This is a genomic window from Streptomyces sp. NPDC059567, assembly GCF_042735655.1.
Classification (GTDB): domain Bacteria; phylum Actinomycetota; class Actinomycetes; order Streptomycetales; family Streptomycetaceae; genus Streptomyces.
Genome location: NZ_JBHWBS010000003.1, coordinates 62,193 through 84,121, shown reverse-complemented (window position 1 = coordinate 84,121; position 21,929 = coordinate 62,193). Strand labels below are relative to the sequence as shown.

Genomic DNA, 21,929 nt, shown 5'->3' with positions numbered 1-21,929 from the left:
GTTCTTCACCCGTGGGCGTCCGGCCTACTTTCGACTTTGCCCGCCTGTTCATCCTAGCCAGGACGGGACGGAATTCAGAGTTTGGTGAGGTTGGTTCCCTTGCTGTACTCCACGAACACAGCCCAGGCAGCCGGCCGGAGTTCCAATCCTCCTCGGCCTTTGGCCTTTGAATCCCGGACTTGGACCACGGCAGGGTCGTTATCCGCGACTTCGACGCAATTTTCCGTACCAGTATAGGAACTCGTGCGCCAATTCGGCTTGTCAGCCATGTTTTCCCTCTGAGTGATCAAAGTGTGCGTGGGCAGACCTTATGAGCGCCCTGGCTGTCTCGCCATACACGGCGGATTGCTTCAACAGGGCGAATGCTTTCGTGTAGAGATCGATTTCCCGAGGTTGGGTCACTGACATCTCGGCAGAGAACGTCTCCACCAAAACGAGCCTGTTGTCGAACATCGAGAACGAGTGACCAAGCCAGACACTTGTGGATGCGGCCTTGGGAACGATGCCCAGACTCACCCGCGCCAGGCCCATCAACGCCGTCAGACGGTCGAGTTGGGACCGCATCACCTCTCCTCCCCCGACGTTGGAGTACAGGGCTTGCTCGCCGAGCAGGACGTTGTAGACCCGATTCCCCTCGTAGAGGTACCGCTGGCGCTCCAACCTCCTCGCGACCGCGGCCTCGGAGTCGTTGGGGAACTCATAGAAGCTGACGGCCTGGTCGAACACGGCCGCGGCATAGTCGGCCGTCTGGAACGTGCCCCAGATCATGTTGGGCTGCCAGATCCGGAAGACTCTCGTCCTGTCATAGACAGGCAGGGCCTTCTTCTGTCGGGCCTCTGCTCCTGTCTTGAGTTGTCGCCGCCAGTCCAGCCATAGCTCGTCGATGTGTCGAACGGTGGCGATCAGGTCTGGGATGTGCTCTTGCTGGCCGGTCTTGTCGCACCAGTCCTTGATGTCCTGCTCGCTGGCGTTCTGCTTTCCGTGCTCAAGCCGAGAGATCTTCGACTCCGGCCAGCCGAGTGCGTAGGCCAGTGCCCGGCCGCTCGTGAATCCGGCGTCCTTCCGGAACGCACGCAGCCGGGCACCAAGTGCTTCGCGTACCTCTTGTGCTTGATTGCTCACCGGTCTGTCAGGGCTTGTACTCGCTGTGCGGGGTGGCAGCGCCCCAGAGAACGTCCCGGATGGAGGCGCACTGCGCCACAGTCGACGGGTCGCTGATCAGTTCCGACCCCAGGACTCGGCCGTCCTTGTCGAAGTGGCCCACGGCAAGGATCTTGTCGTCGAAGAGCCACCAGTCGTTGCCTCCGACCGGAAGGGTATGGCTAGGCAATGCGGCTCTGGAGATCCAGCGGATCTGCTCGCCGGCCTCCACGTTGACCGGCGTGGTGGCGTACTCCCACTGGATGTAGGGACTGTGCGGCTCGGTTACGACGCGCACTCGACGTACGGTCTTCCCCGCCCCGGTCACCTGCCTCACCATGGCGAGCCACGGTTCCATGTAGGAGTTGTCCACCTGCTCACCGCGGAGCCAGCTCGCGTACGGGCCATCCTCGTCTGGGACGGAGTAGTCGTCCCTCAGCTCCAGGTGGAAGGCATCGCTCTCGAAGCTCTCAAAGAGCCGGTTGCGTTCGGCGCTGGAGATCAGCTCCATGCGGTTCCTCCCGTAGGGCGGTGATCGCGGCCTTGGGTACCTCGACCACGGTCTCGTAGTCCGGAATCTCCATCTGGGACAGGGCCTCCGCGTCAGTGACCTCCGTCCCCTGGACGATGAACGTACCGCCAGGCGTGAGGATCATGATCGGGTCCTCCAAGCGCCGGATCTCCCCGGCCGGCAAGCCGTCCGCCGTCAGGTGTTCGAACAGCTCCGTCGGCACCTCCACAGCCGTTTGTCCCTCAGGGATGTCGAGCTGCATGAGCAGGTCGTTCGCGAAGATCTTCCACCCCTGCACGAGGTACGTGTCCCGGTCGGTTGCGTAGAGCGTGGGGCAGTCCCCGATGTTGGAGTTCTTACCAAGGAACCGTAGCTTCATGGTCGTTCTCCTGTCTGCTGCCTTGCATCAGTTTGCGCGACACACCGATAGTCGACCCGGTGTTCGGGCCCGTCAAACGACTTGCTGCAAACTCGCGCAATCTTCTTGGAGGTTGGTCCGACGCCGCTCTACGTTCCTCTCGAACTCAAGCGACGGCATCGACGAATGACTAGGGGTCACCCATGACGGCGACGACCAGCAGAACCCCCATCGAGACGGCGCAGATCGTCGCGAGCAACGCGGTGCCCCGAGGTGCGCGAGGCCCTGGCCCTTATGCGCATCCCGGCGGAGGTCGACACCGGCGAGGTCATCGACGGGTACGGCACGGTCTCCGTCGCTATGCGGTCCGGGGACGCGTACGAGTTCGCCCGTTGGGCGCGGACCCACGCCACAGAGGACGAGCACGCCCTCTACAACGCCACGAAGCAGGCGTGCTGATGTCTCAGCAAAAGAAGAGGACGCCCCGCGGACCGCTCGGCACGCAGGGCCATGTGGTCAGCCCCGGCCAGATCAAGATCGGCGACATGGTCGGCTTCGATGGCGTGTTCTTCGAGATCACCAGCATGTCGGGTGGGACGGCCCATAAGGCCCTTCACTTCCGGGATCGGGAGCCCATCACTGTCTGCGGCCCCCTGCTGGTGTTCCGCAAGATCGAGTACACCCCTGTCCTCGGCGAGATGGTCTACAGCCGCCCCAGCGCGTAACCCAAAGACACCGGCCCGGCAACGCAGCTCCCCCGTTCTGCCTGCCGGGTCGGGCAAGGTCCCGTTCCCGGTGATGTCCGGCAAGACCGTCCGGGGGCGGGTCATCAGGGCAATACGGCCCGGAGACCGATTCTCCGAACATCTGACGCACGAAGGAGTTTCACTTCATGGCTCAGAACCTCTACACGGTCCCGATCGAGGGGGCCACGTTCCAGAACTTCTGCGGCGGGAACCTCGGCGGCGAGCACGAGTCCTGCATCGACCTGGCGGCCATCCCCGGCGTCGCGGACGGTTTCGTCCTTCGGGACACCAAGCCCGAGGGCGCCGGCCACGAGTTGCGTGCCACGACCGCCGAGGTGGACGACTTCGTCCTCGGCTACGCCAAGATGAGGGGCCTCTCCCTCAGCTAGACGCGGTTCGTCTTCTCCGCAAGGAGGGCCGCCCCCATCCGAATTGGGGGCGGCCCCACGTCAAATTGTAGGAAAGGCACCCCTTGAGCTGGCACGGCCATTGGCATGGGTACGCATGGGCGGGTAAGCCTGTCGACTACGCGCGGGAGGGCAACCGCCGGCCTCCATACCCGGATCCCCCTCCGCCTGAGGCCAAGGAGGAGGAGAAGGCTCGGTACCAGGATGCTGCGAATGAGTTCCTGACCTCCAACCTGCCGCCTCTGATGACTGGCCACTGGCTTCTCAAGCACAACCAGAGCGCGGTGGACTGCACCTGGACCAACGTGGACGTTGCCCTGGCATGGCTGACGAAGCGCTACCAGGAGAGCCCGCCCTTCGAGCGCGAGGACGACAAGGTTGCCTACCGCACCTTGGATCAGAAGTTGGAGTACGCCGCGGATGTCCTCCCTCGCGGCGTCGATGTGAGCTGGGTGCACTACACCCGCTCGCAGACCATGGTGTCGCTCTCCGTTGTGTGCTGCCCGAACCACTTTCACCCGGACATCCCCTGCCCGCTCCCTCCCTCCTGAGCCGAAGGACGAGCCATGTCGCTGCGCCTGTTATTGCCTGAGGACGGTGTAACCGAACTGATGCTCACGTGGCCCGACGAGCCGCGTGTGTTCGAGCGCGGCATGGCGGCGCTCGACGAGACAGTCACCGCAGAGACCATCCGGGGGTACGTCTACAGGGGGTGTGTCCCCGCTGACGAGATCGCGGTCGTCCAGGCCCCCAACCCCTCGATGAGTCAGAAGGCATACACGACGGACGGACGGACCGACCGCGCGAAACTCGCCCGGCTCTACGAGAGCGGCCACACCATTCGCCTCGGGAACCTTCAGCGAGTCATCCCGGCCCTGGCTCAGATCTCCCAGGACATCCAGACGGAGACGGGCTACTCGAACTACATCCACGCCTTCCTGACTCCTCCGGGGCACCAGGGGCTCCGCCACCACTGGGATCAGCAGATGGCCGTGATCGTCCAGATCTCGGGCACGAAGCGGTGGCAGCTCTGGCGCCCTCCGGTCGAGGCCCCCATGCGCGAGTACAACGAGAGCTGGAGGGTCTGGAGAGAGGACTACATCCCGACGTGGGAAGCAGCGGGACCGGATGTGGAGGTGGACCTCAAGGCCGGGCAGTCCCTCCTGCTACCTCGCGGGTGGGTCCACAACCCTCATGTCCTGGACTCCGACGAGCACAGCATTCACCTGACATTCGCGATCCGCGAGCGCACTCCCCTGTGGCTGGCCGAGAAGCTGGTGGCCAGCGCGATCGACAACCCTGACTTCCGTCGCATCCTGCGCCCCGGCCAGTTGAGCGGGGTCGGGCTGGGCCAGCAGCTCGCCGAGGCGCGTGTAGCGCTGATCCGGCATCTCCAGGGGCTCGACTTGTCTGAGGTGGCGGTGGGCGTGCACGAGGCGGCACTGACGGAGCTGGAGTACTCGACCTGACCTCACTGAGCGGATGAAGCGTTGAGAGGAGCCCCCTCGGTCACCGCCGAGGGGGCTCAGTGCGTCAGAACGTGCCCTGGCCGGCTGCGACCCAACGGCGTCTACGGCCACACCCGCTCATCGGGCCATTGCTCGCGTTCGCCGAGTGCTGAGTTCCGATAGGCACGTCCCATTTATTGCATATTGACATGTTCATACCAGATTGTTTATTCTGGTATGGAACTAAGAAATGCATCGAAACAACCCGCTTGGGATTTCGATGGATTTAACTTAACTATGGTTATCTCAATCGCATCCCAGAAAGGAGGTGTCGGAAAGACATCATCTACCATCTCGCTGGCCGCAGGGCTCGCACGAAAAGGCAAGCGGGTTCTCCTTATCGATATCGACTCCCAGGCCAACAGCAGCAAGGTGCTACTCCACAACTACCCACAGATCTCCAAGCAACAGACGGTATTCGCGACCATTTTGGAACGCAACGGCTTCAGGTGCTGACCGAGGAGGACGTTGAGGAATTTGTTGACTGGATGCTGACCCGCGGGCGCCAGCGCGGCGGAAAGCCGGGGACTGGTCTTGGCCTTCGCTCAGTGCGGCTCACCCTTGGCCGGCTGCGCTCGGCACTCACCCTTGCGGTGCGTCGTGGCTGGGTCGTCCGCAATGTCGCCGAGCATGTCCGCGTCTCCCACGACGCAGTGCGAAAAGCGGCGCAGGCGGATGCGAAGCGCAGGCCTTGGGACGAGACGGAAGTCAAGGCATTTATCGAGGCCACCAAGAGCGACCGCCTGTTTGGCGTGATGCTTCTGACCCTTATTGCTGAGCGTCCTGCCGAGGTGTGTGGCACCCGCTGGAAGGAGGATGTCGACCTGACGGGAGCTGGCACCATCGCGGTAGGGAACACCCGCACCATCGTCTACGACCGGAGCCTGCCGAAAGGGTCGCGCAACAAGGTCGTTGAGAAGGACCCCAAGACTCGAAACGGTAGGAGGGTTCTCCCGCTGCCCAAGCCACTGCAAGCGGCGCTTGTGACCTTCCACGCCCGCCAGGCTGCGGAGAGGCTTGCCGTGGGGGAAGCGTATGAAGGCAGTGGCTACGTGGTCGTCGACGAGCTGGGTCGACCGTTCAATGGGTCGACCGTTCAAGACGGACAAGCTGCGTCGCGAGGCCCACAGGCTGATGGCGCAGGCCGGCGTGCGGAAGGTGCGTCTCTACGACGCCCGTCACGCGTGTCTCTCGTGGATGGCCAACAACGGCGTCCCCGATACCGTCGTCTCCGCGTGGGCCGGACACAGCGACCTATCCTTCACCAAGCGGGTCTACGTTCACCCCGACCCGCAGAGCCTCAAGGCCGGTTCGGACAAGCTCGGGGAGCTGCTCGCCGGCTGAGCAAAAGATCCACTGCGTCTGTGACGAAATGTGATACGACCGCCCCAGAGAACGAACAAGAGCCCTGCCTCACCGAAGTGAGGCAGGGCTCTGATCTGCGACTACGAGGCGAACCTCTCGTCGGGACGACAGGATTTGAACCTGCGACCCCTTGACCCCCAGTCAAGTGCGCTACCAAGCTGCGCCACGTCCCGGTGCCCGTCTGACCTGGGGTTTCCCCCGGCCGAACGCGCATGAGAACAATACCGCACTTACCCGGGTGGTCACGAACCGCTTTGTGCGCTTGACCTCGACCTCGCTTGAGGTTGCACGGTGAGTGGCATGACGATCACCGACATCGACCGGCTCCACGTCCTCATGGCGCTGATGACCGGCGACGAGAAGCACTCCCCCGCCGCCACCTCCACCCTCGACGCCCTCTGGGTGCTGTACGACCGGGTGCTCCAGGTGTCGCCCGAGACCGTCGCGGAGCCGGGGCGCGACCGGTTCCTGCTGTCGAAGGGGCACGGGCCCATGGCGTACTACGCCGTCCTCGCCGCCAAGGGCTTCTTCCCCGAGGAGCTGCTCACCGGCTTCGGGGCGTACGACTCACCGCTCGGGCACCACCCCGACCGGACGCTCGTGCCCGGCGCCGAGATCGGCAGCGGGTCCCTGGGGCACGGGCTGCCGATCGCCGTCGGGACCGCGCTCGGGCTGCGCGCGCAGGGGCTCGCCCAACCGCGGGTGTGGGTGCTCATCGGGGACGCCGAGCTCGACGAGGGCAGCAATCACGAGGCCATCGCCTACGCGGGGCCCGCCGGTCTCGAGCGGCTGCACACGCTCGTCATCGACAACAGCTCCGCGACCTACGGCTGGCGCGGTGGGATCGCCTCCCGCTTCGAGGCCGCCGGATGGTCCGCCGAGACCGTCGACGGACGCGATCACGACGCGCTGTACGCCGCCTTCACCGCTCCGCACCCGGGCCGGCCGCGGGCCGTCGTCGCCCGCGTCGAGCCCAAGAACGCCTGATCCCCCTCAAGGAGACCCCCCCATGGACACCATGCGAGACCGCTTCATCGCGACCACCGGCCGTCTGCTCGACGAGGATCCCCGCCTCGCGCTGGTCCTCGCCGAGATCAGCCGGGACGGATTCCAGCAGGACGAGCGGCGCCACCCCGACCGGGTGATCAATGTCGGTATCCGCGAGCAGCTGCTGATCGGCGCGGGCGGCGGGCTCGCCCTCACCGGGATGCGCCCGATCATGCACACCTTCGCGAGCTTCCTGGTCGAGCGCCCCTTCGAGCAGCTGAAGCTGGACTTCGGGCACCAGGGGGTGAGCGGGATCCTGGTCAGCGCCGGGGCGTCGTACGACTGGCCCGCCGGCGGATTCACGCATATGTCGCCCGGCGACGTGGCGCTGCTCGACACCCTCGACGGCTGGACGGTCCATGTCCCCGGTCACCCCGATGAGGCGGAGACGCTGCTGCGACAGGCCGTCGCGGCCGACGATCTCGTCTACGTCCGGCTCTCGCTCCAGTCCAACGCCTCACCCCGCCCCGTCTCCTCCGGCTTCGACACCGTCCGCGAGGGGCGGGACGGGGTCGTCGTCGCGGTCGGACCCATGCTGGACAACGTCCTGGCCGCCACCGAGGGCCTCGACGTGACCGTCCTCTACGCCTCCACGATCCGCCCCTTCGACGCCGAGGCCCTGCGCCGGGCCGCCGACCGCGCCCGCCCGGACGTCGTCCTGGTCGAGCCCTACCTCGCCGGCACGTCGACGGCGACCGCCAACGACGCCCTCGCCGCGCTCCCCCACCGCGTCCTCGGCCTCGGGGTCTCCCGGCGGGAGCTGCGCAAGTACGGCAGCATCGACGAGCACCTGGCAGGACAGGGCCTCGACCCGGCCGGACTGCGCGGCCGCGTCGCGTCCTTCCTCGGCGGGTGAGCCCCGAGGCCCGCGACGCATCGCCGGCGGCTCAGCTCTCCTCGGGCGGTACCCCCACCTCCGGGTACTGCTGCAGGAGTCTGCGCGGGGCCGCCTGGCGCCAGGAGTCGGCGAGGATCGCGTGCAGCTCCTCCTCGTCGTCAAGGGCGCCGATCCGGACACGCACCCAGGCGTAGCCGTCGTCATGGCCCTCCCGGATGAAGAACTTGGCGGGCTCGGACGCGATGAGTTCCTCCCGCTCCTCCTTGGGGCATTTCACGCCGATCACCTGGTCGTCGTCGTCCAGCGAGGCGAAGATCTTGCCGCCCGGTCCCGCGCGGAAGGTGGGCATACCCCAGGCGAGCTTCTCCACCGCCCCGGGCAGCGCGAGCGCGATTCTGCGTACGTCGTCGGCAGTGGCCATACGTCGACCGTACGACCCGCCACTGACACCGACCTCCTTGTCGGTGCCGCTGTGGGGCACACGCGCCGGAGCGCGCGCCGGTCACTCCTCGTCACGCGCTCCCACGCCTCCACGCACACCCGAACGACCGGATACCGCCCCGCCACACGGGGTCGATCACGCCCCGCCCCGCGATTCCGCTTCCGTCCGGACTCGGGGATTCTTCCGGCATTCCGCCACTGTGGTGAAGAGGTGGCGTATGAGGCGGCCCGGTACCTCTCGATGCCATATGCCCTGCGATTCTTTGCCTTTGGCATGTGGCAGAAAGATGCCCACGGCGAAGGTCGCGGAGGACCGCCCGAACAGGCCAAGTCTCCACGAAACACAGACAGATTCAACCGTCAACAACTCCGGTTTCAGACAAATTCCGTGGCGATATTGATCCGCCCAAGAAAGATCAACACCATGGAGTGTCGGCCTGTTCGGGACGGGGCCACCGCCGATGCACCACCTGCTCGAACAACCGAGCGAGCAGGCGTTTCGCAGGGGAGGTACTCGTATGGACAGCTACTTCAGCAGTCGACTTCATCATCAGCTCAGGGAAACGGTCCGGCACTTCGCGGAGAGTGAGGTCCGGCCCCGAATAGCCGAGATGGAAGAGTCCCGGTCGGTGCACCACGAATTGTCCCGGCTGATCTGCGAGCAGGGCTGGCTCGGCGCCACAATCGGCCGGGAGTACGGCGGAATGGGCGCCGGTCACCTGGCCAAAACCATCATCATCGAGGAACTCTCCCGAATCAGCGGCGCGATGGGCGCCATGGTTCAGGCCTCCCAGCTGGGCACCGCGAAGATCCTCCACTTCGGCAGCGACGAGCAGCGGAAGACCTGGCTCCCCGCCATCGCCGCTGGCGAGTGCCTGCCGACCATCGCGGTCACCGAACCCGAGTCGGGCGGGCATGTCCTCGGCATGACCGCGAGCGCGGTCCGCGACGGCGACGACTACGTCCTCAACGGCAGCAAGGTGTTCGTCGGAAACAGCCATGTCGGCGATCTGCACGGTGTGGTGGTCCGGACCGGGCCCGGTTCGAAGGGGCTCACGGCCTTCCTCGTCGAGTCCGACCGCCCGGGCTTCCGGCTCGGCCCCCAGCAACCGGCCATGGGGCTGCACGGCTTCAGCTTCGGCGAGCTCGTCTTCGAGGACTGCCGGGTCCCGGCCTCCAGCAGGCTCGGCGACGAGGGCGACGGCCTGTCCGTCGCGTACTCGTCGAGCGTGCTGTACGGCCGGGCCAACCTCACGGCCGTCTCCCTCGGCATCCACCAGGCGATCCTGGAGGAGACGACCCGGTTCTGCGCGGAGCGCATCCGCTACGGCAAGCCGCTGCACCACCTGCCCACGGTGAAGCTGAAGCTGGGTCAGATGCAGTCCCGGCTGATGACGGCCCGGCTCGCCGCGTACCACGCGGTGCATCTCCTCGACCAGGGGCTGTCCTGCGACGCCGAGTTGATGAACGCGAAGCTGGTCAACGTGGAGTCGGCGATCGACTCCGGGCGCGACGCGATGGAGATCCACGCGGCCGCCGGTCTCTTCACCGATCGTCCGATCGAGCGCTACCTTCGCGACGCGCACCACATCTTCGCCCCCGCGGGCACCTCCGACATCCAGCTCCTGCGGCTGGCCGAGGTCGCACTCGGCCAGGACAAGGGCAGTTGGTCCGAGCGGCTCTCGGACCTGGTCAGGCTGGAACCCGTACACGCCTGAGCGCGTACGTACGGAAGTGCGCCCCGGCACGGCGGCGAAGCCGTCCCGGGGCGCACGCGGGTGTCCTCCGAGGAGCGGGTCAGATCAGCCCGTCCTCGCGGCGGTGGATCTGCTCCACCAGCTCCGCCGCCAGCGTCTTGATCGTCTCCAGACCGGCCCGGCCCCACGGTCGGACGTCGGTGTCGACGACGCAGATCGTGCCCAGCGCTATGCCCGTACGGTCGATCAGCGGCGCGCCCATGTAGGAGCGGATGCCGATCTCGTCCACCACCGGGTTCCCCGCGAACCGCGGGTAGTCGCAGACGTCCTCCAGGACGAGCGCCTTGCGGCGCACCACCACGTGCGGGCAGTAGCCGTGGTCACGGGCCATGTACCTGCCGACGTCGCCGCCGGCGGCCGCCGCGCCCAGGTCGCTGCCCGAGTGGGTGCCGGCCGGGGTGTGCAGTCCGGCGAAGAACTGACGGTTCTCGTCGATGAAGTTGACCATCGAGTACGGAGCACCGGTCACGTCCGCGAGCCGGTGGGCGAACTCGTCGAACGCCGGCTCCGGCCGCTCCCCCAGGCCCAGTTCGCGCAGGCGCCGCACACGTGCGGGCGCCTCCCGGTCGACGGGGGTCAGCAGCAGATGACCGGTCGGGTCGTAGGTCATGACGGTGCTCCGTAGCTCGGCACGGGTGCCGGGATGGTGGTGAGCAGATGCTGGACGAGGGTGAGGAGGGTGCGGATGCCGGCGCTGGAGATCCGGGCGTCGCAGAGCACGACCGGCACCTCGGGCTTGAGGTCGAGCGCCGCCCGCACCTCGTCCGGCTCGTACCGGTACGCGCCGTCGAACTCGTTGACCGCCACGACGAATCCGATGCCGCGCCGTTCGAAGAAGTCGACGGCGGAGAAGCAGTCCTGCAGGCGTCGGGTGTCGGCGAGGACGACCGCTCCGAGCGCGCCCTCGGAGAGCTCGTCCCACATGAACCAGAAGCGCTCCTGGCCCGGAGTGCCGAACAGGTACAGCACGTTCCGGTCGTCGAGAGTGATGCGCCCGAAGTCCATCGCGACCGTGGTCGTGGTCTTGGACTCCACGCCCTCCAGGCTGTCGGTCGCCGCGCTGACCTGGGTCAGCAGCTCTTCGGTACTCAGCGGTTCGATCTCGCTGACCGCGCCCACGAAGGTGGTCTTGCCCACGCCGAAGCCACCCGCCACCAGGATCTTGAGCGCGGTGGGGAACGGGTCGGTCGCGAAACTCTCGTGGCGCTCAGAGCCGTTGTCGTAGGCCATCGAGCACTGCCTCCAGCAAGGAACGGTCGGTTGGGTTGGCGTGGAAGCGGGGCGCCCGGGCGGTCAGCGCCCCGCAGTCCACGAGATCGGAGAGCAGAACCTTGGTGACGACCGCGGGGAGCCGTAAGTGCGCCGCGATCTCCGCCACCGAGGTGGGGCCGTCGCAGAGCCCGAGGGCCAGGCTGTGCTCGGGCCCCATGTGGGCCTGTGGTGTGGTGCCCGTCGCCATCACCATGGAGAGGAGGTCGAGCGCGGTGGTGGGCTGGGTCCGGCCGCCGATCACGGTGTACGGGCGGATCAGCCTGCCTGCCGCGTCATCGAGCCAGGGCCCCTCCTGGGGGGACGTCACGCTCACTGCCCCACGGTGCGCGCCGCGCCCGCCGCCTGTCTGGCGGGGGTGACCAGATACGGCCGTACGCTCTTGACCAGCATCGCCATCTCGTAGCCCAGCACGGCGGCGTCCGCCTCACGCCCGGCGAGGACCGCCAGACACGTGCCGGAGCCGGCGGTGGTGACGAACAGCAGGGTGGAGTCGAGCTCGACGACCACCTGCCGCACCTCGCCGCCGTCGCCGAACCGGGCGCCGGCACTGCGGCCGAGCGAGTACAGCCCGGAGGCCAGCGCGGCCATGTGGTCGGCGGCGTCGGTGTCGAGGCCGTGCACCGACTTCACCAGGCCGTCGGAGGAGAGCAGTACCGCGTTGCGGGTGTACGGGACCCGCTGGACCAGACCGCTCAGCAGCCAGTCGAGATCCGAGGAATGGCCGTTCGGCACATTGCTCGCCATGGTGCATCTACTCCTTGTGCGCGTCACCGGGACGCAGCGATTCATGGGCTGGGGGCTGGGATTCGGCGAGTCCGATGCCGCGCTGGAAGGCGGCCATCAGACCCGGGTCGTGCAAGGCGTGCTCCTCGGGCGCGCGGGCGGCGGGCTCGTCGCGCAGCTGCGGGACGATGTGCTCCTGCGCGCGCCGCTTGGGGAGGAGAGGTCGGCCGGGCGCTTCCGCGCGCGGGGCCGGGGTGATCGTGCCCGGGTTGGCACGCCCGGCGTGATCTCCCCGTACGGGGAGGGGAGCTCCGTCGTGCGTGGGTGCGACCGGGGCGGGCGCTCCCGCGTTGGGCTGCTGGAGCGGGATCGCCGGTGCGGAGGTGGTGTACGTCAGCGGCCGGTGCGGGGGTTCGGCCGCGGGCTCCGGCGTTTGGGCCGGCGGCCGTACGGGGGTGTGCGCGGACGCGTGGACGGGAGCGGGCGTCTGCGGGTATACGGGTGCGGGCGTCTGCGGGTGTACGGGTGCCGGTGCGGGCGTCCCGTTGCCGTGCGTCCCGGTCGGGGCCGGGGCGGCGGGGGCCGCGTGGACCGACGGGGCCGGGGTCGGCTGAGGCATCTGCGGCGTGTGGGAGGGCCGGCCCGCGGGCACGGCTCCCGGCTGGTTCTCGGTCCGTGCGAGCCCCTCCGGGTCGGCGCCGAGGAGGCCCTGCGGCAGCACGAGGACGGCCTGGATCCCACCGTAGATGTTGGTCTGGAGGCGTACCGCGATGCCGTGGCGGCGGGCGAGCGCGGAGACCACGAAGAGGCCGATGCGGCCGTCCTGGAGCAGATGCGCGACGTTGACCTGGTCCGGGTCGGCGAGCAGGGCGTTCATCTTGTTCTGCTCGGTGACCGGCATGCCCAGGCCGCGGTCCTCGACCTCGATGGCGAGGCCGGCCGTGACGTACTGGGCCCGCAGCAGCACCGTGGTGTGCGGGGCGGAGAACAACGTCGCGTTCTCGACCAGTTCGGCGAGCAGGTGGATGACGTCGGCCACGGCATGGCCCCGGAGCGTACCGTCGATCGGCGGGACGAGCTTCACGCGCGGGTACTGCTCGACCTCGGCGATGGAGGAGCGCAGCACCTCGGTCATGGTGACCGGATTCGACCACTGACGGCGGGAGATGGCGCCACCGAGCACGGCGAGGTTCTCCGCGTGGCGGCGGATGCGGGTCGCCAGGTGGTCGACGTGGAACAGGCCCTTGAGCAGTTCGGGGTCCTCGACCTCGTTCTCCAGCTCGTCCAGGAGCTGGATCTCGCGGTGGACGAGGGACTGCAGGCGACGGGCGAGGTTGACGAAGACCTCGACCTTCTGCTCGTTGCCGACGCTGCTGGAGAGCCGGGACGCCTGCACCACGGCGGCCACGGCGGCCTCGTGGGAGCGGGTCAGCTCCTGGGCGAGCAGGTCGAACTCGTCGCCGGAGCCCACGGCCGGCGGGGTGGCCGGGCGGGCCGGGGGGCCGTCACCGCGGCGCAGCTGCTCGACGACCGCGCGCAGCTCGCTCTGGCCGCGGGCGCTGGAGCGGCGCAGGGCGTTGCAGCGGTCGAGCACGGACTTGGCCGCCCGGTCGGCGCCGAGCGCGGCCGCGGTCAGGGAGGCGACCGTGAGGGCGGCGGCGCCCGTCAGAGCGGCCCAGAGGCCGGCGGTGGGGGCGGCTCCGGTGGAGCGGATGGTGAAGATGACGGCTGCGGCGCCACCGAGTGCCACGGCGACGGCCGGGAGCACGGAGGTGCGCAGGAGTTGCGAGCGTATACGGGCCTCCGGCGGAGGCGGCACGGAATTCTGCGCGGGGTTGGGAGCCCCCGCGCCGGGAGCGGAACGGGCGCCAGACCGGCCGTGCCGCCCGCCCTCACGGCGTTCGGACCGCGCGGCGGGTGCGCGAAGTTGAGACATGAGTGTCCTTGGTACGTGCCCAGGAATCGGCGTACTTCTCTGTCACTACGGGGGTGTGTTCGACGTGGATGTGATGAGCCTACCGATGATCACCAAGCACACACTGTAGTCGTCAACCGTTCATGTGCGGTGCGCAGTTGGCAAACTTACCCGTAGAGCACGGCACTCTGGTATCACCCTTCGCACGACCGGCCGAGAACGTATGGCCGGAACCCGACAGAGCCGCCGGAATCGGCGGAACGGAAGAGGGTTCAGGCGCGTACACGCCGCGGAACTCGGCGGAAAGGACCCTTGACCGGAATCGGCGGACGGGACATCGCGGCGGGGAGTGCGCGCGGCCCCAGGCATGCCCGGGCAGGATTCCGTGGACCGCTTTTCGGCCACCTTCGCGTCCCTCGAATTCGCTTTCGCGTCCGTTCCGTTCGCGCGGACGGCGTGGTCGTCGGCGTGACTGTCCGTACGACCGGAACCACCTCACCCATCTGCGGGGACGGGACGGCCGCCGGCCGAAGGGTGATCGGTATCGTGTGTCGCCCCGGGCTCCCGCACGGAGACAGCCGCGACATCCGTCGCGGTCAACGCCCGGTGCATGGACGGATGGTGTTCTGTGGAGGGTTCCTTGGGCGGGTCACATGCCGATGCCACTGCCGCGACCGTGTGCGTCATCGGTGCGGGTCTGTCGGGGCTGGCGACGGCGCATGCGCTCTCGGTCAGGGGAGTCGACTTCGTCTGTCTGGAGAAGTCACCGGACGTCGGAGGGATCTGGCGCCAGCCGGGGGCCGGCGAGCGGGGTCCGGCCTATCGGTCTCTCCATCTGAACAGCGCCAAGCAGCTGACCGGTTACGCCGACTTCCCGATGCCGTCCGAGCTGCCGCTCTATCCCAGCCACAGCGACGTCGCCGCCTATCTCCGGTCCTTCGCCGAGTGGGCGGGCCTGCTGCCCCGGGTCGAACTACGTACGGAGGTGCTCTCCGTGGAGCAGGAGGCAGACGGCGTCTGGACGGTCGTCAGCCGCGACGCGCGCGGAGAGATGAAGGAACGGCGCTTCGAGCAGGTGATCGTCGCCTCGGGCCACAACACGGAGGCGGCGCTGCCGGATTCGCTTCCTCCCGGCTCCGGCTCCTTCGCCGGAACGATTCTCCATTCGATGGACTACGGCGACGGCAGCGACTTCGCCGGGCAGCGCGTGGTCGTCGTGGGCATGGGGGCGTCCGGCGTGGACATCGCCGCGGACCTCTCCCGGCATGCCGCGCGGACCGTGCTCTCCGTCCGCCGGGGGCTGCACATCGTGCCCAAGCAGCTCTTCGGCATGTCCGTGGACCTGATCGCCGACGCACCGTGGTTCAACGACATGTCGTTCGACGAGCGGCGGCGCTTCGTCGAGCAGGCCCTGTTCGTGGCGCGGGGCAGGCTGTCGGACTACGGCCTGCCCGAGCCCGACCACCCCGTCTTCTCCTCGGCCGTGACCATCTCGGACGAGATTCTCAGCCGAATACGGCACGGCGGGGTGGTCCCGAGGCCCGCCATCGAATCCCTGGACGGCGACACGGTGACCTTCACCGACGGAACCACGGTGGAGGCGGACGCGATCGTCTACTGCACCGGCTTCCGTATGGCCTTCCCCTTCCTGCCCGCCGGATGTCCGGCGGATCCCGAGCAGGGGGCGGTCGAGCTGTACAAGCGGGTCGTCGCCCCCGACCGGCCCGGCCTGTACTTCGTCGGCCTGATCCGTCCCGTGGGCTCCATCACCCGCCTCGTGGAGGCGCAGTCGCGGTGGGTGGCGCGGATCGTCGACGGTGATGTCACCCTGCCGTCCGCGGAGGTCATGCGCGAGGAGATCAGCGCGTACCTGAGCGGTATAGAGGAGCGCTACGGGCGGACCGAGGGCGCTTCCATCCAGGTGGACGTCGGCCCCTATCTGCGCGAACTGCGGGAGCTGCAGGACGCGTGAGGTCCGCGATCAGGGTGGGTGAAGCTCCCGGTGGCGGACCCTCGGGAGGCTTCACCGGCCCCGTGTCGGCGCGTGCCGGTGCCCGTCAGTGGACGGACTCGACCTGTCGGGACGGTGCGGCGACCGGGGGCCTGACCGCGTATGCCTCCGAGGAGATGTAGGCGGTCACCCGCGGCGGTCGGCCTTGCTGGTGGGCGAGTCCCAGGTAGGCGATGAGCCCCACACCGTCCCTCAGCCGCCGGGAGGTCACGGCGGACAGTGAGCGCAGGAGCGAGGCGGGGTCGATGCCGTGGCGGCCGAGCACGGCCACCGCCCGGTCGAGGGCCTCGCCGTCGTGCCGGGCGTAGTCGCGGACCGGGATGTAGAGGGTGAAGCCGCTCGGGCGGCCGGTCGCCGTCTCGGTGAAGGCGTGGCAGGACTGGACGGGTCTGCGGTCCAGCCGCGCGTCCCGGCCGTCCGCACCCTCGATGCCGGTGTCCTGTCCGGCCGCCATGCGGAAGAAGCCCGTGAGCTCCGGCCGCCCGGGGCCGCCGTCCACGCGGGACAGGCCGGCCGCCTCCGGCGCCGACAGGTCGTGGTGCGCGAGGTAGACCTTCACCCGGGGTTCTTCCCAGTCACCCAGGTCCAGGGCGAAGAACAGATGGCGATCGCCCTCGGGCAGCGCCCTGAAGGCCTTCCGGTGACCGAGCCGGCGCAGGGCCTCCCGTACCGTGTCGGCGGAACGTTCCTGTCCGGACGCCGCCGGGTTCAGATAGATCTTCATCCGGGGGATTCCGCCGGGCACGAGCTCCAGCGCGCACCAGAGCGCCAGCGGGCCCTGGGGGTTCGGCGGGAAGAACAGGTCCTCCAGCTCGTCCAGGCGCTTGGTGTCGAATCCCCAGCGCCGCGCCATGTCGCGGACGACCCGCAGTCCCGTACGCCCGTTCTCCGCGAGGCTGTCGGCGCCGCATCCCGGTTCGAGCAGCACCCGCAGGGTCGGGTCCGCGTCGGGCACGAAGGCGAGCGAGTACTCCACCGGCGTGTGGTCGTCGGAGAGGAAGGAGTCGTCGGGGGCCGGCAGGGCCAGCGACCGCTCGGCGACGGGCCCCAGGACCGTGAGCAGCGTCCGTGCGTACTCCGCGGAGTCGGCCCCGTTCAACCCCGCGGCCTCGCACAGCCGCAGCACCTGTCTCGCCGCGTGGTCGCCGAGTGTCTCCCCGCCGGGCGGGTTCGGGCCGCCGGGCGGGGAGGCGGCCACCGACCCGTCCGCCCCGGGCCGGAGCGCCCAAGAAGATACCCGCCTGGAGTGGCGGGTATCGAGGGGGCCCAACTCGGTGGGGTACTGCATCAGATCGGCGTCGGCGGCTATGTGGTCCACGACACTCCTTGCCTCGTAAACAGGTCGGATAGCGCGATGCTCACTACCCCTGAGGCGGAAGGTTCATGCCGTGACGGATGAGGCGACCGGAATGACGTGAGTCACTTGGTGAGCCAGTTAAGGAACTGGCTCCACTTTCCCCCGCGTTCGCGCTTGGCGCCCGCCGCGGCCGGCGCTTCGGGGCGCGTGGGCGCCTCGGGGACGGGACCGCGGAAGGTCTCGGCCGGGGTGAATCGGGCGGGCAGGGTGGCAAGGCCCCGGTTGAAGGGACCGGGGCGCCAGACGAGGCTGTCCTCCGGGACGGCGAGTTCGACGTCGGGGAGCTGGTTCAGCAGGTTCTCGATGGCGGTCACCGTGATCTGCCGGGCGGGCTCCTTCGACGGGCAGGCATGCGGGCCCGCGCTCCAGGCCAGATGGGCCCGGTTGCTGCCGGCCTGACGCGCCTCCCGCAGCGCGGGCCCGGTGTTGGCGGCCGCGAAGCTGACCAGGACGAGTTCGCCCGCGCTCAGCTTCTGCCCGGCGAACTCCATGTCGTGCGCGGGATAGTGCGGCGCGAGGTTCTGCATGGGCGGGTTCTCCCACAGCGTGTCGTCGATCGCCTCGTCGATCAGACCGCCCTTGTGGGCGTACGCGTCATGGGTGAGGAGCCGGTGCAGGGTGTTGCCGATGAGATTGCGCAGGGGTTCGTTGCCCGCCACCAGCAGCAGAGCGAGCTGATGGACCATCTCCTCGTCCGTCAGCGCCGCCTGATGCTGCATCATCCACGAGGTGACGTCGTCGCCCGGCCTGGCCCGCTTGAGCGCCACCAGTTCGCCGACGGCGCCGAAGAGCACCTCGACCGCCTTGTCGGCGTTGACGCCATCGAACATGCCGGCGATGCCGAACTGTACCCGGTCGCCGATGTCGGCGGGGCAGCCGAAGAGTTCGTTGAACACGAACAGCGGCAGCTGCTTGGCGTAGTCACCGAGGAGATCGGCGGATCCCCGCGTACCGAACTGCGAGATGAGGAAGTTGGAGACCTGTTCGGTGCTCCGGCTCAGCCGGCGCGAGTCGACGCGGGCCATGCTGTCCGTGACGGCCTGCCGCAGCCGCAGGTGTTCGGCGCCGTCGCTGAACATGCAGTTGGGCCGGTACGCGAGCACCGGGACGACCGGGCTGTCCGGGCTGATCCGGCCCTCGGCGAGGTCCCGCCAGCGGCGCGCGTCCTTGCGGAAGGAGCCGGAGTCCTGCAGCAGCTGCAACGCCGTCGCGTAGTCGGTGACGAGCGTGGCCTCCACCCCCGGAGCGAGCTCCACGGGTGCGGTCGGGCCGAAGTGACGCAGGTAGGTGTAGTACGCCTGCGGATCGGCCGCGAACTCCGGCCCGTGCAGCGGCACCCGGCCGCCGACGCTGTGGGCGGGGCACCCGGGCGGGGGGACGGGGGCGGCCGTGGGTTGAGCGTCCATGTCTGCTTCCTAGTGAGCGCGGTCCAGCAGATGCCGGACGAGTGTGATCAGCGCGTCGGCGGACGACTGCTCGTCGCGCGCGTCGCAGGTGACGACCGGGGTGTCGTCGAGCAGGTCGAGCGCCTCGCGCAGCGCCCTCACCTCTCGATCCGCCGTGCCGTCGAAACGGTTGACTGCGATCGCGTAGTCGAGGCCGTACTGCTCGATCAGGTCGATCACGGCGAAGGAGTCCGCCAGCCGCTCGGGGTCGACCAGCACCAGCGCTCCGAGCGCACCGCGCGCCATGTCCTCCCACATCTGCACGAAGCGCTGCTGGCCCGGCGTTCCGAACAGATACAGCACGACACGGTCGCTGATGGTCAGTCGGCCGAAGTCCATGGCCACCGTGGTGGTGGTCTTGCTCCGGACGCCCTTGAGGTCGTCGAACGACTCGCCCGCGCGCGTCATCGTCTCCTCGGTGGACAGCGGAGGGATCTCCGAGATCGCACCGATGAAGGTGGTCTTGCCGACGGCGAAGTGACCGACGACGAGGATCTTCACGGCGATCTGCGTCGCCCCGCCACGGACGTACGCCTGCTCACCCAAACTTGGTGCGTAGTCCATTCAGCACCTCCTCGAGGATGTCTCGGTCCGCGAGCGCGGCACGCTGCACGGGCGGGCGGGTGATGAGGTAGCCGCCCTCGGTGAGCGCGGAGAGAAGGATCTTCACCACACCCATGGGGAGCCGCGTGTGCCCCGCGATCTCGGCGACCGAGAGATAGCCGGCGGTGCACAGGTCCAACAGGCCCTGCTCCTCGGGGGACAGCCGCGTCGGACGCTGCTGCTCGTCACCGGCCGCGGTGACCAGGGTGATCAGGGACAGCTGCTCCTCGTCGGGCAGCCCGCGTCCCTTGGTGATGACATACGGACGCACTAATTCCGCGGCCTCGGGCTCCAGCTCTCCGAAGCCGCTCATGACCGGACGCCGAGGTTCTCGCGCGGCGGCGTCGTCAGGGCTTTGCCCAACTGGCCGACGAGCTGCTGCATCCGGAAGGTGATGTCCTGCATGTCGACGTCCGGCGAGGCCGAGACGCCGAGATACGCGCCCTCTCCCGCGGAGATCAGGAAGACCCAGCCCCCGTCGAACTCGACCAGCGTCTGACGCCAGCGCAACTGGCCGCCGTCGACGAAGAACCCGAGCGAGCGGCTGAGGGACTGCACCCCGCTCATCGCGGCGGCGACGGTGTCCGCGTTGTCCTTGTCGAAGTCCTTCGTCCGGGCCATCAGCAGACCGTCGGCGGAGACGAGGACCGCGTGCAACGCCCCGGGTATCTCCAAGGCGCTGTCAAGCATCCATGACAGATCGTCGTTCACGAGATCTCATGCCCTTCGCTGCTCGCATCACGTGTGCTGCTGGTTCGATCCGCGGAGTCCGGGCGGGTGGCCCGGCCGGATTGCGTGCCTCGCTGGAAGGCCCCCATGATCGCTGCGGTCTCGGCACCGGAGCGCGTCGCCGCGGGTGCGGTCGTGCTGCCCGGTACGATGGCCATCGGCCGCTTGCGGCGGCGCTTCGGCAGGCCGTCGGCGGTCGAGACGCCGGCCACGGCGGCTTCGGGGCCGCCCGGGTCCGCCGTGGAGACCGCGGGGCCGGCCGGCGCCGGGGCCTTCTTCTCCGGCATGTTGGTGAGCAGCTCGTGCGGCAGGAGGAGAACGGCGCGGACGCCTCCGTACGGAGAGCTGGAGTCCACGGACACCTCGAAGCCGAAGCGCTCGCAGAGCACGCCGATCACCGCGAAGCCGAACTGCGGGGGGCTGCCGAGCCCCGAGACGCCGGAGACGCGCTCGCTCAGAAGGAGTTTCGTGGCCTTGGCCCGCTCCTCGTCGTTCATACCGACACCGGCGTCGTCGACGACGATGCAGATGCCCTTGGGCACGGTGCGGATGTTGATCTCGACCACGGTGTCCGGGCTGGAGTAGCTGGTGGCGTTGTCGAGGAGCTCGGCGAGAGCCAGCGCCACCGGTTCGACGGAGCGACTGGTGATCGCGAAGTCGACCTGCGACAGGATCTCCACGCGCCGGAAGTGGCGGATCCTGCCCTGGGCGCTGCGGACCACGTCGTAGACCGAGGCGACGTCACGCTGTCGCCCCAGCCAGCCGTCGCACAGCACCGCGATGGACTGGGCGCGCCGGCCGAACTGCGAGTTCGTGTGGTCGATCTCCAGGAGGTCCTGGAGAATCACGGACTCGCCGTACTTGTTCTGCAGTCCGGAGATGACCGACTGCTGCTCGGCGGCAAGGCCCTGCAGCGTCCGCATCGCGGACTTGAGGACCGACTTCGTCGCGTCCTGGGCTCGCTCCTTCTCGACCTCGACGGATTTCGAGAAGCTGCTCTCCAGCTCGGTGTAATGGGCCTTGATCTCTTCGATCTCACCCCGCAGAGCCCTTGTCCCCCTGCGCTGGCGGACAATGACGGCAACTGCGCCGATGACGGCGACGAGAAGGACCCAGAGCACTGGGTTCTGTGCGTAATGCGTCATAAGACTCTCTTCAGGCGACTGACGGCCAGCTGCTGAATTCCGTCAATGCGGGTGGACCGGCGGGACCCGTCCGTGCCGGTCATTGCGCGGATGGCCACCGCGGTCGGAGATGTCGTCTTCGTCCATCCCCCGCCCCGCAAGCGCGATGATCGTATCACCGGGCAACGAACAGGTGACCGATCGTCAACAGGGGGGTACCCGGTGGGCATTGAACGCTTTCGGCAGCCGTAAGCGGAACGCGCAGGCAGGACGGCTCGGAGAGTTCACGGCCGAGCGGGGCGGGCCTCGCGGAGAGTTCACGAAGTCGTACGAGACGGCTGGGAACTGCCGTCGTGCGGCGAGGTGCGTACGGGGTGCTTCGTGTCCCTTGGTGGGGATCTGGTCGGCGAGGTGGGGGTGACCGCCGCTCGCGGAACCGGCCGGGACGGCCGACGGTCGGTCCGGGCAGGCCGGTCGAGACGGCCCGGGCCGGTCGACGGTGCTCCGGGCCGATGGGGCTGGTCGGATGTCGTTCGGGCCGGGGGGGGGGCGCGCCGCCCCGGCCGCGGGGGCGGGGGGGCCGCGCGGGGGGGTGGGACGGGCCCCGGCCCCGGGCCGGGGTTGGGGGGTGG

General features: G+C 68.4%; 27 protein-coding genes and 1 tRNA gene. 11 read left to right on the top strand and 17 right to left on the bottom strand.

The window, feature by feature from the left end; genetic code table 11:
* Positions 1 to 74: 74 nt before the first annotated feature.
* The 4 genes from ACFVZW_RS02915 to ACFVZW_RS02900 are packed head-to-tail and all read right to left on the bottom strand — an operon-like array spanning position 75 to position 2,030.
* Positions 75 to 269, bottom strand: coding sequence for a DUF397 domain-containing protein (locus tag ACFVZW_RS02915; RefSeq protein ID WP_384515802.1), 195 nt, complete (start codon positions 267 to 269; stop codon positions 75 to 77).
* Positions 262 to 1,122: a helix-turn-helix domain-containing protein gene (locus ACFVZW_RS02910; RefSeq protein ID WP_384515800.1), complete on the bottom strand. Its 861-nt coding sequence runs from the start codon at positions 1,120 to 1,122 to the stop codon at positions 262 to 264. Before ACFVZW_RS02910 ends, ACFVZW_RS02915 begins: the two co-directional genes overlap by 8 nt.
* A gap of 7 nt (positions 1,123 to 1,129) precedes the next feature.
* Positions 1,130 to 1,651 carry a DUF6879 family protein gene (locus ACFVZW_RS02905; RefSeq protein ID WP_384515797.1) on the bottom strand — a complete coding sequence of 174 codons (522 nt, stop codon included), beginning with the start codon at positions 1,649 to 1,651 and terminating at the stop codon, positions 1,130 to 1,132.
* Positions 1,611 to 2,030: a hypothetical protein gene (locus ACFVZW_RS02900; RefSeq protein ID WP_384515794.1), complete on the bottom strand. Its 420-nt coding sequence runs from the start codon at positions 2,028 to 2,030 to the stop codon at positions 1,611 to 1,613. Before ACFVZW_RS02900 ends, ACFVZW_RS02905 begins: the two co-directional genes overlap by 41 nt.
* Before the next feature lie 252 nt (positions 2,031 to 2,282).
* Between ACFVZW_RS02900 and ACFVZW_RS02895 the strand changes: the two genes are divergently transcribed.
* The 7 genes from ACFVZW_RS02895 (at position 2,283) to ACFVZW_RS02865 (ending at position 6,014) form a co-directional block, all read left to right on the top strand.
* A complete protein-coding gene (locus ACFVZW_RS02895; RefSeq protein ID WP_384515791.1) occupies positions 2,283 to 2,468 on the top strand; it encodes a hypothetical protein in 186 nt (61 codons plus the stop codon).
* On the top strand, positions 2,468 to 2,734 hold the full coding sequence (locus tag ACFVZW_RS02890; RefSeq protein ID WP_384515788.1) for a hypothetical protein: 267 nt from the start codon (positions 2,468 to 2,470) through the stop codon (positions 2,732 to 2,734). Before ACFVZW_RS02895 ends, ACFVZW_RS02890 begins: the two co-directional genes overlap by 1 nt.
* 167 nt (positions 2,735 to 2,901) lie before the next feature.
* The gene (locus tag ACFVZW_RS02885) at positions 2,902 to 3,144 is read left to right on the top strand and encodes a DUF397 domain-containing protein (protein WP_384515786.1); all 243 of its coding nucleotides are present in this window, start codon (positions 2,902 to 2,904) and stop codon (positions 3,142 to 3,144) included.
* A gap of 263 nt (positions 3,145 to 3,407) precedes the next feature.
* A complete protein-coding gene (locus ACFVZW_RS02880) occupies positions 3,408 to 3,713 on the top strand; it encodes a hypothetical protein (protein WP_384515783.1) in 306 nt (101 codons plus the stop codon).
* A gap of 15 nt (positions 3,714 to 3,728) precedes the next feature.
* Positions 3,729 to 4,631, top strand: coding sequence for a JmjC domain-containing protein (locus ACFVZW_RS02875; RefSeq protein ID WP_384515780.1), 903 nt, complete (start codon positions 3,729 to 3,731; stop codon positions 4,629 to 4,631).
* A gap of 216 nt (positions 4,632 to 4,847) precedes the next feature.
* Positions 4,848 to 5,126 carry a ParA family protein gene (locus ACFVZW_RS02870; RefSeq protein ID WP_384515777.1) on the top strand — a complete coding sequence of 93 codons (279 nt, stop codon included), beginning with the start codon at positions 4,848 to 4,850 and terminating at the stop codon, positions 5,124 to 5,126.
* A gap of 627 nt (positions 5,127 to 5,753) precedes the next feature.
* The gene (locus ACFVZW_RS02865; RefSeq protein ID WP_384515775.1) at positions 5,754 to 6,014 is read left to right on the top strand and encodes a tyrosine-type recombinase/integrase; all 261 of its coding nucleotides are present in this window, start codon (positions 5,754 to 5,756) and stop codon (positions 6,012 to 6,014) included.
* A gap of 120 nt (positions 6,015 to 6,134) precedes the next feature.
* On the opposite strand, the gene ACFVZW_RS02860 is transcribed toward ACFVZW_RS02865, so the two are convergent.
* A tRNA-Pro gene (locus tag ACFVZW_RS02860) sits at positions 6,135 to 6,208 on the bottom strand.
* A gap of 127 nt (positions 6,209 to 6,335) precedes the next feature.
* Here ACFVZW_RS02860 and ACFVZW_RS02855 point away from each other — a divergent pair.
* Positions 6,336 to 7,022 (top strand): transketolase, encoded by a 687-nt coding sequence (locus tag ACFVZW_RS02855; RefSeq protein ID WP_384515772.1) that lies wholly within the window; start codon positions 6,336 to 6,338, stop codon positions 7,020 to 7,022.
* Between the two features lie 22 nt (positions 7,023 to 7,044).
* Positions 7,045 to 7,938, top strand: a complete 894-nt coding sequence (locus ACFVZW_RS02850; protein ID WP_384515769.1) for a transketolase family protein — start codon at positions 7,045 to 7,047, stop codon at positions 7,936 to 7,938.
* A gap of 31 nt (positions 7,939 to 7,969) precedes the next feature.
* Here the strand turns inward: ACFVZW_RS02850 and ACFVZW_RS02845 are convergent, their stop codons facing one another.
* A complete protein-coding gene (locus tag ACFVZW_RS02845; RefSeq protein WP_384515766.1) occupies positions 7,970 to 8,341 on the bottom strand; it encodes an MmcQ/YjbR family DNA-binding protein in 372 nt (123 codons plus the stop codon).
* 538 nt (positions 8,342 to 8,879) lie between these two features.
* On the opposite strand from ACFVZW_RS02845, the gene ACFVZW_RS02840 reads away from it, so the two are divergent.
* A complete protein-coding gene (locus ACFVZW_RS02840) occupies positions 8,880 to 10,079 on the top strand; it encodes an acyl-CoA dehydrogenase family protein (RefSeq protein WP_384515763.1) in 1,200 nt (399 codons plus the stop codon).
* 79 nt (positions 10,080 to 10,158) lie between these two features.
* Here the strand turns inward: ACFVZW_RS02840 and ACFVZW_RS02835 are convergent, their stop codons facing one another.
* The 5 genes from ACFVZW_RS02835 to ACFVZW_RS02815 are packed head-to-tail and all read right to left on the bottom strand — an operon-like array spanning position 10,159 to position 14,049.
* Positions 10,159 to 10,728 carry a GAF domain-containing protein gene (locus ACFVZW_RS02835; RefSeq protein WP_383551746.1) on the bottom strand — a complete coding sequence of 190 codons (570 nt, stop codon included), beginning with the start codon at positions 10,726 to 10,728 and terminating at the stop codon, positions 10,159 to 10,161.
* The gene (locus tag ACFVZW_RS02830) at positions 10,725 to 11,348 is read right to left on the bottom strand and encodes an ATP/GTP-binding protein (protein ID WP_384515760.1); all 624 of its coding nucleotides are present in this window, start codon (positions 11,346 to 11,348) and stop codon (positions 10,725 to 10,727) included. Before ACFVZW_RS02830 ends, ACFVZW_RS02835 begins: the two co-directional genes overlap by 4 nt.
* Positions 11,326 to 11,697 carry a DUF742 domain-containing protein gene (locus tag ACFVZW_RS02825; protein WP_383551839.1) on the bottom strand — a complete coding sequence of 124 codons (372 nt, stop codon included), beginning with the start codon at positions 11,695 to 11,697 and terminating at the stop codon, positions 11,326 to 11,328. The genes ACFVZW_RS02830 and ACFVZW_RS02825 overlap by 23 nt, the downstream gene beginning before the upstream one ends.
* A 2-nt stretch (positions 11,698 to 11,699) precedes the next feature.
* Entirely contained in the window at positions 11,700 to 12,134 is a 435-nt protein-coding gene (locus ACFVZW_RS02820; protein WP_383551742.1) for a roadblock/LC7 domain-containing protein, read from the bottom strand.
* Positions 12,135 to 12,141: 7 nt separating this feature from the next.
* Positions 12,142 to 14,049, bottom strand: a complete 1,908-nt coding sequence (locus tag ACFVZW_RS02815; RefSeq protein ID WP_384515756.1) for an ATP-binding protein — start codon at positions 14,047 to 14,049, stop codon at positions 12,142 to 12,144.
* Positions 14,050 to 14,668: 619 nt separating this feature from the next.
* On the opposite strand from ACFVZW_RS02815, the gene ACFVZW_RS02810 reads away from it, so the two are divergent.
* Positions 14,669 to 16,000, top strand: coding sequence for a flavin-containing monooxygenase (locus ACFVZW_RS02810; RefSeq protein ID WP_384515753.1), 1,332 nt, complete (start codon positions 14,669 to 14,671; stop codon positions 15,998 to 16,000).
* Positions 16,001 to 16,085: 85 nt separating this feature from the next.
* Here ACFVZW_RS02810 and ACFVZW_RS02805 read toward each other — a convergent pair whose 3' ends face one another.
* From ACFVZW_RS02805 to ACFVZW_RS02780, 6 genes are all read right to left on the bottom strand, one after another.
* Positions 16,086 to 17,237, bottom strand: a complete 1,152-nt coding sequence (locus ACFVZW_RS02805; protein ID WP_384515749.1) for a tryptophan dimethylallyltransferase family protein — start codon at positions 17,235 to 17,237, stop codon at positions 16,086 to 16,088.
* Between the two features lie 221 nt (positions 17,238 to 17,458).
* On the bottom strand, positions 17,459 to 18,802 hold the full coding sequence (locus tag ACFVZW_RS02800; RefSeq protein ID WP_384515746.1) for a cytochrome P450: 1,344 nt from the start codon (positions 18,800 to 18,802) through the stop codon (positions 17,459 to 17,461).
* Positions 18,803 to 18,811: 9 nt separating this feature from the next.
* Entirely contained in the window at positions 18,812 to 19,405 is a 594-nt protein-coding gene (locus ACFVZW_RS02795) for an ATP/GTP-binding protein (RefSeq protein ID WP_329113627.1), read from the bottom strand.
* Entirely contained in the window at positions 19,380 to 19,757 is a 378-nt protein-coding gene (locus tag ACFVZW_RS02790) for a DUF742 domain-containing protein (RefSeq protein WP_383551731.1), read from the bottom strand. Before ACFVZW_RS02790 ends, ACFVZW_RS02795 begins: the two co-directional genes overlap by 26 nt.
* Positions 19,754 to 20,155: a roadblock/LC7 domain-containing protein gene (locus ACFVZW_RS02785; RefSeq protein WP_329113631.1), complete on the bottom strand. Its 402-nt coding sequence runs from the start codon at positions 20,153 to 20,155 to the stop codon at positions 19,754 to 19,756. Before ACFVZW_RS02785 ends, ACFVZW_RS02790 begins: the two co-directional genes overlap by 4 nt.
* A complete protein-coding gene (locus ACFVZW_RS02780; protein ID WP_384515742.1) occupies positions 20,152 to 21,318 on the bottom strand; it encodes an ATP-binding protein in 1,167 nt (388 codons plus the stop codon). Before ACFVZW_RS02780 ends, ACFVZW_RS02785 begins: the two co-directional genes overlap by 4 nt.
* Between the last annotated feature and the right edge of the window lie 611 nt (positions 21,319 to 21,929).